Below are 11,248 nucleotides of genomic sequence, written 5' to 3' on the forward strand. Positions count from 1 at the left end.
TTATCAAGACATATTTTTGTATTTCCCACTATTTAGTACACCTCATTCTTTGTTTATATATAGTTAGAGATAATGTAATGTTTACCAAATACATTTTATCGATAGTAAAGTTAACCCTTTTTGATTATAATAACACAGAACAAACGTTCTAACTATTTGTAATTACTGGAGGGAAATCTAATGTTACAAGATCGTGGAAATAAAAAATGGAGTACGTCTCTAATGTTACCTGAGCATGTAAACCTGTTAAAAAAAGCTTTAGAAGAACAAAACGATATTAAAAAACCTCAAGTTGATGAACATCAACTTGAAGAAATGAATTTGATCTTCCAACTAGCACTGAAAAATAATTCTGAAGTAAAAATTAAATACTTTTCTAATAACAGGATTCATGTAATTAAAGGTATACTAACGGAAATTGACTATCTTTACAGAAAAACTTGTATTGTTTACGAGGACAACAGTGCTTTAAAAATAAATTTATTAGATATTGTTGATATTGAAATTGTATATTAGTTTAGCAAATGCATTTTGGAAACTTTCTGGGAAGTATGGAGATTTTATATTTAATTGCTATATTTAAAGTTCTCTGGGGTTTATATGCAGTGATAAATGGGGTAGCGTCAGGAGATGCGAATTTACAACATTATGGAAATTCCAATATGAAAAAGCCTGATTTCTCGGCATCAAAAGAGAAATTGGGCTTTTTCATTGCTCCATTAAAGCGCCTGATTACGAAAGACTGTTCTAAAACTTCATTAAAACTGCAAAACAAATGTAAAACGGTACCATTTTAAAATCAATTTAAGAAATCACCCATTTCCTCATAGTTCTAATCCTTATTTCAACGTTACCCGGGTTGAATAAATGTTTTCATTATTTAAAAACACATGCCAAATGCCATTTTTATTTTCTTTATTTCTTGAAAAATGTAACACATTTTTTACTTCATCTTCCTCTTGCTTGTTTAATAAAAGTTTAATTGGTTTGCTTAATGTAACAGTTATGTCTTCTATCGTTTTATAATTTCCTTTTTTCGCTACTGTGACGACATCGTATTGAGAGAATACATAGTTTGCAAGTTGTTTATGTACTTGCCAATCATTAGACTCTCTTAATGTAACCACAATGACTTTTTTATCTTCTTTTTCAAAATAAGTTGCAAGTGTTCGTCCGGCAGCCTTAGTAAAACCAGTTTTACCTGCAACCGCACCATTTTGTTCCTGAACTAGTCGATGTTTATTTTGCCATGTGACATTATTTTTTTCTATACTTTTATAATTAACGGTTGTAGCAATTTTACGAAAAGTGTCATTTTCTAATGCAACTTTTAACATCATCGCTGTATCATAAGCAGAGGATAAGTGTAGATCATGATGAAGCCCTGATGGATTCGTAAAAAACGTGTTATTTAATCCGTAAAAAGTTGCTTTTTCATTCATTAAATCAACAAAACCTTCAAACGAACCTCCTGTATGTTCCGCTAATGCATATGCTGCGTCATTTCCAGAACGTAACATTAATCCGTACAGTAGTGTTTCAACCGTTATTTTCTCCCCTGGTTCTAAATAAATGGAAGAGCCCTCACTTAATGCAGCTTCTCTTGAAATAACTACTTCATCATCTAAATTACTATTTTCGATCACTACGAAAGCTGTCCACATTTTCGTTAAACTAGCAATTGGTAACTGTGCATGTGCATTATTGCCTGATAAAAGTCGACCAGTTTCTGCATCTATAACTGCATACGATGCATCCGCAGACTTTGTTACTGAAAAATACATTGCAAATGAACAAATTAGAACAAACAATAATTTAACTACTGGTTTCAAAAAGCCACTCCTTTAAATAGTTAATGTGCCTCACAAAATAATAGTTGAACTGTTTATTATATACAAAATTGATTCTTCTTTAGATAAGGGGATAATTTAGATAATCAAGAATCTTTCTATAAAGTGAGGTCTTTGTTAGTATGTGACTGTTTAGATTTTCTATAAGTTTTGTTACATACTTGAATGTAGGATTTTGTTGTTAGGCATATATATTAGCTTTTTGAATATTGAATCAGTTTACTGCCTACTTCATTATTGCTGATTAACATCCAGAATAATAGGTAAGATCATTGGACGACGTTTCGTCTTTTCAAATAAATACGGCCCTAAAAGTTTTGTTATTGCATTTTTCAAACTACCCCAATCAGTTGGCTTCTTTTTTATGCATTCTTTTAAATGACCTCTTAGCATCTTTTGTGCTTCAGTGATGAGTTCTCTAGAATCTCGCATATAAATAAATCCACGTGACATAAAATCTGGCCCTGATACGATAATTCGTCGTCCTGTATCAATACTTATAGAAACAATCACAATCCCATCTTCAGAAAGCTTACGACGGTCACGTAATACAATGTTGCCAATATCACCGATGCCATTACCATCAATATAGGTATCACCAGAAGGGATTTTCCCTGCTATACTTGCATGATTAGCACTTAACGCAAGAACTTCCCCATTCTCCATAATAAAAGTGTTCTCTTCCAATACATCACAATCCACTGCTAATTGTGAGTGCATCTTCAACATACGATATTCGCCGTGAATCGGCATAAAAAATTTGGGCTTCATTAAACGTAACATCAATTTTTGTTCTTCCTGTGAGCCATGACCAGAAGTATGGATGTTATTAAGTTGCCCATGAATAACATCTGCACCTGAACGTTGTAACAAGTTGATGATTCTGTTCACACTTTTTGTATTACCTGGAATGGGTGATGAAGAAAATATAACTGTATCGGCTGGTTGAATACGCAATTGTCTATGTGTACCGTTAGCAATACGTGATAGAGCAGCTAAAGGCTCACCTTGTGACCCTGTACATAGAATCATCACTTCATTTGCAGGAAAATGATTTATACTTTGGGCATCGATAAATATTTCTTTTGATGCATTTATATAACCTAGCTCGTGACCAATTCTAATAGCATTATCCATTGAACGCCCAAAAACTGCTATTTTCCGTCCATATTTAACAGCGGCATCTGTTGCCTGTTGTACTCTGTAGATATTTGAAGCAAATGTCGCAAATATAATCCGCCCCTCTAAGTTAGCGAAGATTTCATCAATACTTTTACTTACAATACGTTCTGACATACTGAAATGTGGTTTTTCTGCATTTGTACTGTCAGACAATAAGCATAATACACCTGCACGTCCTATTTCAGCCATCTTTGTCAGGTTAGCAGGTTCGCCAACAGGGGTGAAATCAAACTTAAAGTCTCCTGTATGAACAATGTTCCCCTGTGGAGTTTTCACAACAACACCAAATGCATCGGGAATACTATGTGTTGTGCTAAAAAAACTTACAGATGTTTTATTAAATTTAATGATATCTTCTTCTTTTATTTCAATCATTTTTGTGGTACGCAATAGTCCATGCTCTTTTAATTTATTTTGAAGAAGTCCTAATGCTAACTTTCCACCATATACTGGCACATTCACCTGACGTAAAAGGTAAGGGATGCCACCAATATGATCCTCATGCCCATGTGTTATAAATAGACCTTTAATTTTTTCTATATTACTTGTTAAATAGGTATAATCCGGTATGACATAATCTATCCCTAAGAGTTCATCTTGTGGAAATTTTATACCGGCATCAATTAGAATAATTTCATCTTGGAATTGAACACCATACGTGTTTTTCCCTATTTCACCGAGTCCACCGAGTGCGAACACAGCTACTTGTTCATTTTTTACAATCTTCATTTTTATATAATTCACCTCAATATATATTTCACATGCTGTACTCATATTGATAGCTAAGATTTTTAAACAAAATAATGCTTTGAATCTGTTGTTTTGATTAGAATCGTTATAAGAGTTATAATTCCACCTACAACAAGCAATATCTGGCTTATCGTTAAAATTGCTTGTTGTAAATTTTTGCGAATATTCCCACTCAAAAAATACTCGTATTTCATACTCCATTACTGAAAAAAATAAAGCTAAACAAGTCATTTTTTTGTGTAATCTATTAACTTGATTAAAATGACTGGTCGTTTCTCAATATTTGAAAAAAGTGGCTCCTTAGTTTAACTCCACCATTTCTGTAATTAAAAAACCGAAATTTAAAATTTCGGTTTCATTTTACAAAGATATAACTTCTGATTATTTCACAATTAATGCTGGACAATGGACGCGCTTCATTACTTTATGACTAACACTTCCAATCACCATTTCTTGCAAACCATTTAATCCACGACTACCAATGACTACTAAATCCACTTGCTTTTCATTGGCATACTTAATAATCTCTGGTCCTGGTGTACCATGTAAAATGGTTACCTTATAAGAAACATTGCTATTTATTAATTCTTGTTCTATATTTTGTATCTTCTTTCGACGTTCAATCATCAGTGCCTCAGCAGAAGTTGCATGTAAAACATCTGATTTAGCCTTTTCAAAGTCAGCTACATAAACTACATCAATAATGGATTCATTTGATAGGCCTGCAATTTTAACTGCTTCTTTTGCAGCACGCACGGCATTTGTAGAGCCGTCTGCTGCTAGTAAAATGTGTTTATACATATTTTTTCCCCCTTAATGTGAAGACGATATACCATCTAATTGCTGAACAATTTTCTGACTGAGTGGATCAAGCCCAATTACTTCTGTTTTGATGTCTCTTTCTCTCAACATATCTTTTACTTTAACTAATGCTGCCACCCCTGAATCGTCCCAAATACGACTATTTGAGAAGTCAATAATGATCTCTCTCTCTTTTATATCAGCTGATTTAAAGTAGTTGACGAAACCATCAGTAGAAGCAAAGAATAATTGACCTTTTACAATATAATGTGAACCTGGCTTTGAAACTTTTACCGTAGATATTTTTACAACGAAGAAAATCGCACTTAAAAGGACTCCTGCAATAACACCTTTTGATAAATCATGTGTCCATACGACAATGACAACCGTTGCTAACATAACAATTGCATCGGTGCGTGGTGCTTTCGCCAAATATTTGAATGAACTCCAGTCAAATGTACCGATACTCACCATAATCATAATCCCTACTAACACAGACATTGGGATTTGTACAACCAAATCTCCTAACACAATGATCAGGAAGATTAAAAAGACGCCAGCAACTAGGGCTGATAATCGTCCTCGACCACCAGATTTTACATTAATAACAGATTGTCCAATCATCGCACAACCTGCCATACCACCAAAGAACCCTGTAATAAAGTTAGCAATTCCTTGACCACGAGCTTCTTTGTTTTTATTACTTTCTGTTCCTGTCATATCATCCACGATTTGCGCTGTTAATAATGACTCTAGTAACCCGACAATTGCTAATGCAAGTGAATAGGGAAAGATAATTTGAAACGTCTCAAGGTTAAATGGAACATTTGGAATTAGAAAAGATGGTAGTGACTTTGTAATATTTCCTAAATCTCCAATTGTTCGTAATTCAAAACCACTAAAAATTGCTACAGCTGTTAAAATTACAATAGCAACAAGTGGGGCTGGTATTACCTTCACAAAACGTGGTAAGGTATACACAATAACTAACGTAATCCCAACGAATACATATGTCATTGTTGAAATACCAATAAAATGTGGTACTTGCGCCATAAAGATCAGAATCGCTAGTGCGTTTACGAAACCAATCATCACGGCATTTGGGATAAACTTCATAACCTTTGCGACTTTAAAGACGCCAAAAAGAATCTGAATAACCCCTGTTAATATTGTAGCAGCTAATAAATACTCTACTCCGTGATTTTTTACAAGTGGCACCATTAATAATGCCATGGCACCTGTAGCTCCTGAAATCATTCCTGGGCGACCGCCGACAAATGCAATGATAACAGCGATACAAAATGATGCGTATAACCCAACCATTGGATCAACACCTGCAATAATGGAAAAGGCAATTGCTTCAGGAATTAGCGCCAGTGCTACGACAATTCCAGATAGGATGTCCCCACGCACATTACCAAACCATTGTTGTTTTAAACTTTGCATGATAATCTCCTTTTCTTTTTAAAATTCTTAGATTATCATAACACTTTCATTCCCAAAAAGTAACCCTTTTGAGACTATAAAGGAGAGATAATATGATATATGGATATAAACGCCCGCTATATAATGACCAAAAATGTGAAAATCAATTAATAACTGATGCTAGTTCCTTTGATAAAATATTTGAAGAATCTCATGGTATGTCAAAAAAGCGATTGCAACTTGAAGCATTACTTATGTGTTTACAACAGGGAGATAAAATCTATGTACAAAGCTTTTTTGCGATTGCTGATTCGATTAGACATCTCTTGGAAATAATAAAGATTTGCGAAAAGGATGGAGTAATTATTTACTTTATGAAAGAAAAAGTGAACAGTCGTGATCTATTGGCATGTTCATTTCAAGAAATACTTCATCATATCATTGAGTTTCAAACAGATGTAGCACGACATTCCACATTAATTGGTATGACTCGTGCAAAAGAAAATGGAAAACCGATTGGAAGACCTAAGAAAACAGATGAAAATATTGAAAATGCAATTTCCATGTATCATTCTGGAAGTTTTACTTTAGAAGATATTAAAACAAAAACAGGAATTAGTAAATCTACGTTATATCGATACCTTGAAGGTATGAATTATAAGAGGTGACAAAATAAAGAACTCCTACAACCATACCCCATAAAAGTTAGAAATCTCATAACTTTTATGGGGGTGATTTGATAAAACATACTAGTGAACAAAATATAAACAGTCCAATCATTGTAATATTAAAGAGCGAGGAAAGGAAATTACTTTACAATTAACGCAGGACATTTTACTCGTTTCATTACTTTATGACTAACACTTCCTAGGACCATTTCTTGCAAAGCATTAAGTCCACGGCTACCAATTACAACTAAATCAACTTGTTGCTCATTTGCATATTTTACAATCTCAGGTCCTGGATTTCCCCTTAAAATGGTCGTTTGGTAGTTTACTTTTGCTTCATTGAGAAATTTAAGTACTTTTGAATTTTTTTTACGTCTTTCCAGATCTAATGCTTCAGCTGAGCTTGAATGTAATACGTCAGATTTAGATTTTTCAAAATCTGCCACATAAACAACATCAATTAGTGAATCTTCATTACAAGTAACCACTTTAACAGCTTCCTTTGCTGCACGGACTGCGTTATCAGAACCGTCTGAAGCGAGTAGAATATGTTTGTACATTAGAATCCCCCCATAATGTTATATAACCTCTAGTTTATCCATAATATGTTTTTTTTATAGAATCTATTTCAAAAAATATAACCTTACTTCAGCTTTTTTTATAAATAAACAACTCATATGCAGAATAAACAATAACAGAAAAGAGGGAGATGCCTCTCAAAGATAAATGGTGAAAAAGCTATAGTAGGAAATCCAATTAATAATAATTAGTAGTTAATCTCTTAGTGAATCAAAAATACCTTAAAGGTGCTGCATAATACAAAAATGTTAACAAAATTGTTCAAAAAATCTTTTATTGTAACGTTATAACACAGAATTCTTATGTTCCCTTTCATTTGTTTAGATATCGATTTTAACTTGTATGTTCATCTACTTTAAATATTTTCATATACTTTTCCCAAGTCTTTTTTTAATTGAATTTGCAATTGTTCCTTTTCTTGTTCTAGGGTTGCAATTTTTCCATTTAAATTTTCTATTTTATTCTTTAAAGCCTTAATGATAACATCTTTGGATGTTTCAGATACATTTCTTTTATAACTTTTAACAGAAGATAAACCTTCTTGCTGCTTACGAAGATAATCTATCCGATTTCTTATTGTCTGTTCTTTATAGAGAAATGTCTTTGACACATTTGCAACATGAGATACTGAATTAAAATTAATATTTATTTTTTCTTTTAACATTTTTTTTATTGCAGTTTCAACTTTTTCTTTTGCTTGCAGTTTTTTCTCTAGTGCATGCGATAATAAACCTTCTATATTAGGATTATTATTTACCATTGGTTTCACGCTCATTTCCTATGTATTCACGTTTGTGCTTTGGCAAACCTAAAATACCCGTTCCATATTGAATAGAATCTCTAATTTCTCTATATTTGTTTAATTTCGGTTCTATTAGTTCTAATGATCGTGTACGGCCATTTTTTTTATAAATTTCTATATCAGCCTCCATTTTTGATATTTGATCATTATAATAACTAATAAATGTTTGATCAACATGAAAACTTCTACATCCGTTTTTAATACAAGGCGGTTCTAGAGTTTGTTCTAAAAAATCACAACTTAATTTAGGACTCTTAATACAAAAACCATGATCTAAACGAATAGAATCCATATTATGTCTGATCCATTCTAGTTCTAATCCGTTCTCTTCAACTTGTTCGCTAAGAACTGCCTCTACAATTGCTCCTTTTTCATCTATCCTAATAGAGCTTTGAACCCTTTCCCATTCCTTACGTAGAGTACTATCTAAGATTTTTGCATAGGTAAGGGTCATTTCAGGACTTGTATGAGCCATTAATTTTTGCACATGAAGGATATTCATTCCATTGTTGAGTAAATTCATTCCATATCGGTGTCTAAAAGCGTGATTTTTAAAATAATAAACCTCTCCATGCTTATCTAAAATTTTACACTTTTCTGCTAAACTATTTAATTCGTTTGTTACTTTCCTTTGAGAATAAGCCTTCCCTTTATTTTTTCCAAACGGCACTGGAAATAGAAATTTATTTGGATTGCTTTTTGTTTTTAAATAATCTTTTGTTTTTTCTTGCTGTATTTTCACAATAGCTACTATTTCTTCAGAAATAGGGACAATATGATTTTCTAACCTTACTTTTCTTTGGTCTCCGATCAACCACCAACCATCATTTTTATATAGCAAACAATCATAGCTAAGTTGGCAAACATCAGATACTCTAAATCCTGTCGCTTCCATCAATAGAACTATTCTTGCTACTTCAGAGTCTAGCATATGAAGATTTTCTTGAACTTGCTCCCATACATAGTCTGGAATATGTTTAATATGATCTTCATAAATTTTGTGCCTACGTTTTGGGAAATCCTCTGGATAGATCAACATATGTAGAGGTGTAACTGGTGCTTCATCCCAATTGTAATCCTGTAAGTACTCTATAAATCTTTTAACATTTGAAATACACTCCAAAACATGCCGATCATTAGGAACTCTATTTTTTACATAACTTCTTCCCCCCATTTCAGCATTTCGAACATAAAGCAGAAAATCTTCAACATTTTTACGATTAAGATTATTTAAATCTTTCCAATCAGGAAATTCTTTTACTATAAAGTCAAAGAATAAGTACATCTTTTTTAGTATATTCTGAGCAGTAGCATAAGTAATTTTTTGTTGTATAAGTAAATTTTGGTGCATATATTTTTTTACAAGCTCACGAAATGGTTTTTTGATATTTTCAAAATTAATATATTTATCTCTTCGTGACATGTTATATATAATTCCTAATTTTTCTACATTCCATCTGTCTTTTTCATATTCTGGTCTTTTATCATAAAAATCGACTAAAAATAAATAAAAAGCTTTAAGAGTATTTATATAAATCGATGTTCTCTCTCTTCCTTTTCTTAATCTAACTAATGGTTTTCCAGACAAAACTAAATACTGTTTATATTTTAATTGAATCTCTTCATAAGAAATTTCTGTTAGGGATTTAATTTTCGGATACTCTTTCTCTAAAAAAAGAACAATCAACTTGATATATGGATATGTACAATAAATAAATGATGACATTTTCCACCATTCATTTTTCAATCCAAAACTTGAATAATACTTTACTTCGGCTTTAATATAAATGTTTTTGATATAGCTAAAACTCACTGCTTTTCTATCACTTACATTCCCAAGACAATCTTTATATGGAAAATCCTTTATTTTCCATACATCTAGTTTCCAATAACCCTCTAATAATTCTTCCGTTTCTATTTTTGATTTTAATGAGGTAATAGAATTGATATTCATACATCTTCATCCCTTTTACTTTGGACTTTTTCCCAACTTCTTCTTACCGTTTCATCGGTAGGGTGTATATACATATCCATAGTTGTTTGAACATGGTTATGACCCAATAATTTTTGGATTATTGATACTTCGACTCCCTCGTCATGAAGATTGGTAGCGAATGAATGGCGAAGCATGTGGGCTGTAAAATCAACTCCTGTTTTTTTATTAATTCTTTTAATTAACGCTTGTAGTGTCCAATATTTAACTGGCTGTCCTTTATTTTTACCCCTTAGGTTAAAAAACACATGGTTTGTATCAATTTCATCTGTATGATAATCAATAATATAATCTTGAAATTGATTCATCGTTTCTTTAGAAATATAAACTTTACGCTTTTCACCGGCTTTAGTTTTAGATTTACGCACAATAATACTATTTTCATTAATATTAAAATCTTCAATCCATAAGCTTAACAATTCTGATGCTCTCACACCACTTTCATACATTATACGTATCATTAACTCATCTCTAATATTATTGCAGGCTAGATGAACCTCCTTTGCTTGTTCTTTTGTTAAAGTTTTTATTATCCTACGTGGCTCTTTAATTTTTAAAATATTTTTGAATGTTACATTGGGATTTATATGGTCTAGAAAACCCTTAAATCTCCTGCTCTTTACTTTCATACTCTTAATGACATTACCTTTTATATCCTTATATATTTGATTACTTCTATATAAATAATCATAGAAATCAATTACACAATTAATAATTAAATTAATTGTGCTTTCACTTCTTTTAGATAGATTATTGTCATCTTTCTTTATTAAAATTCGGACATTATCTTTATTTTCTGAACACCTGAGCCAACTGATAAAACTTGATAATAAATTTAAATCTACATCATTTAAATTTTTATTTTTAATGATTAGATATTCCCAATATAGTTTAAGATGATAGCAATACGTTTTAAGAGTATTTGGAGCTTTACCTAAGTTATCTTTATACTTTATATACTTCATAATGGGCTCAATAGGTTTTCCATTTTTGTTTAAGACTATCCATCTTTTTTCTCCTGAATTAATTATTATCTCATATACTTTAGTCACATTATCCCCTCCTAATAACTTCATTCATTAATTACGTTGAATACTATAATTTTTTACTATTTTTATGTAATAAACAACAATAAAAAAATAAGGTAGGATGTATCATTAAATACTATACATCCTACCTATAATTATACTATTGATTA

At 31.8% G+C, this 11,248-nt stretch carries 11 protein-coding genes; 3 read left to right on the forward strand and 8 right to left on the reverse strand.

Translation table 11 applies throughout. The features are described from left to right. The first annotated feature begins 180 nt into the window (after window positions 1–180). Window positions 181–516: a YolD-like family protein gene (locus EW028_RS23975; RefSeq protein WP_052125340.1), complete on the forward strand. Its 336-nt coding sequence runs from the start codon at window positions 181–183 to the stop codon at window positions 514–516. A 35-nt stretch (window positions 517–551) separates the two neighbouring features. Then, on the forward strand, window positions 552–797 hold the full coding sequence (locus EW028_RS23980) for a hypothetical protein (RefSeq protein WP_036076482.1): 246 nt from the start codon (window positions 552–554) through the stop codon (window positions 795–797). 42 nt (window positions 798–839) lie between these two features. Here EW028_RS23980 and EW028_RS23985 read toward each other — a convergent pair whose 3' ends face one another. The 4 genes from EW028_RS23985 to EW028_RS24000 all read right to left on the reverse strand — a co-directional run bounded on the left by EW028_RS23985 (window position 840) and on the right by EW028_RS24000 (window position 6,029). Continuing rightward, the gene (locus EW028_RS23985; RefSeq protein WP_052125344.1) at window positions 840–1,784 is read right to left on the reverse strand and encodes a D-alanyl-D-alanine carboxypeptidase family protein; all 945 of its coding nucleotides are present in this window, start codon (window positions 1,782–1,784) and stop codon (window positions 840–842) included. Between the two features lie 300 nt (window positions 1,785–2,084). Further along, window positions 2,085–3,761, reverse strand: a complete 1,677-nt coding sequence (gene rnjA, locus EW028_RS23990) for a ribonuclease J1 (protein WP_131522713.1) — start codon at window positions 3,759–3,761, stop codon at window positions 2,085–2,087. A gap of 402 nt (window positions 3,762–4,163) precedes the next feature. Then, window positions 4,164–4,583 carry a universal stress protein gene (locus EW028_RS23995; RefSeq protein WP_036074933.1) on the reverse strand — a complete coding sequence of 140 codons (420 nt, stop codon included), beginning with the start codon at window positions 4,581–4,583 and terminating at the stop codon, window positions 4,164–4,166. Window positions 4,584–4,595: 12 nt separating this feature from the next. Further along, entirely contained in the window at window positions 4,596–6,029 is a 1,434-nt protein-coding gene (locus EW028_RS24000) for a SulP family inorganic anion transporter (RefSeq protein ID WP_284705970.1), read from the reverse strand. A 92-nt stretch (window positions 6,030–6,121) separates the two neighbouring features. Here EW028_RS24000 and EW028_RS24005 point away from each other — a divergent pair, with 92 nt between their 5' ends. After that, on the forward strand, window positions 6,122–6,676 hold the full coding sequence (locus EW028_RS24005; RefSeq protein ID WP_036074938.1) for a recombinase family protein: 555 nt from the start codon (window positions 6,122–6,124) through the stop codon (window positions 6,674–6,676). A gap of 140 nt (window positions 6,677–6,816) precedes the next feature. Here EW028_RS24005 and EW028_RS24010 read toward each other — a convergent pair whose 3' ends face one another. From EW028_RS24010 to EW028_RS24025, 4 genes are all read right to left on the reverse strand, one after another. Continuing rightward, window positions 6,817–7,236: a universal stress protein gene (locus EW028_RS24010; RefSeq protein ID WP_036074941.1), complete on the reverse strand. Its 420-nt coding sequence runs from the start codon at window positions 7,234–7,236 to the stop codon at window positions 6,817–6,819. A 374-nt stretch (window positions 7,237–7,610) separates the two neighbouring features. Next, window positions 7,611–8,015 carry a DUF6262 family protein gene (locus tag EW028_RS24015; protein ID WP_036074943.1) on the reverse strand — a complete coding sequence of 135 codons (405 nt, stop codon included), beginning with the start codon at window positions 8,013–8,015 and terminating at the stop codon, window positions 7,611–7,613. Continuing rightward, window positions 8,005–10,011 carry a tyrosine-type recombinase/integrase gene (locus tag EW028_RS24020; RefSeq protein ID WP_036074944.1) on the reverse strand — a complete coding sequence of 669 codons (2,007 nt, stop codon included), beginning with the start codon at window positions 10,009–10,011 and terminating at the stop codon, window positions 8,005–8,007. Before EW028_RS24020 ends, EW028_RS24015 begins: the two co-directional genes overlap by 11 nt. Continuing rightward, entirely contained in the window at window positions 10,008–11,102 is a 1,095-nt protein-coding gene (locus tag EW028_RS24025; protein ID WP_036074946.1) for a tyrosine-type recombinase/integrase, read from the reverse strand. Before EW028_RS24025 ends, EW028_RS24020 begins: the two co-directional genes overlap by 4 nt. Window positions 11,103–11,248: the final 146 nt, after the last annotated feature.

Origin of the sequence: Lysinibacillus sp. OL1 (genome assembly GCF_004332175.1) — a bacterium.
GTDB classification, from domain to species: Bacteria; Bacillota; Bacilli; order Bacillales_A; family Planococcaceae; genus Lysinibacillus; species Lysinibacillus capsici.

What these genes read in the sequence shown, in the direction of transcription:
- EW028_RS23975 (WP_052125340.1), top strand. Translation starts at nt 181, where the DNA reads ATGTTACAAGATCGTGGAAATAAAAAATGGAGTACGTCTCTAATGTTA.
- EW028_RS23980 (WP_036076482.1), top strand. Translation starts at nt 552, where the DNA reads ATGGAGATTTTATATTTAATTGCTATATTTAAAGTTCTCTGGGGTTTA.
- EW028_RS23985 (WP_052125344.1), bottom strand. Translation starts at nt 1,784, where the DNA reads ATGTATTTTTCAGTAACAAAGTCTGCGGATGCATCGTATGCAGTTATA.
- rnjA (WP_131522713.1), bottom strand. Translation starts at nt 3,761, where the DNA reads ATGAAGATTGTAAAAAATGAACAAGTAGCTGTGTTCGCACTCGGTGGA.
- EW028_RS23995 (WP_036074933.1), bottom strand. Translation starts at nt 4,583, where the DNA reads ATGTATAAACACATTTTACTAGCAGCAGACGGCTCTACAAATGCCGTG.
- EW028_RS24000 (WP_284705970.1), bottom strand. Translation starts at nt 6,029, where the DNA reads ATGCAAAGTTTAAAACAACAATGGTTTGGTAATGTGCGTGGGGACATC.
- EW028_RS24005 (WP_036074938.1), top strand. Translation starts at nt 6,122, where the DNA reads ATGATATATGGATATAAACGCCCGCTATATAATGACCAAAAATGTGAA.
- EW028_RS24010 (WP_036074941.1), bottom strand. Translation starts at nt 7,236, where the DNA reads ATGTACAAACATATTCTACTCGCTTCAGACGGTTCTGATAACGCAGTC.
- EW028_RS24015 (WP_036074943.1), bottom strand. Translation starts at nt 8,015, where the DNA reads ATGGTAAATAATAATCCTAATATAGAAGGTTTATTATCGCATGCACTA.
- EW028_RS24020 (WP_036074944.1), bottom strand. Translation starts at nt 10,011, where the DNA reads ATGAATATCAATTCTATTACCTCATTAAAATCAAAAATAGAAACGGAA.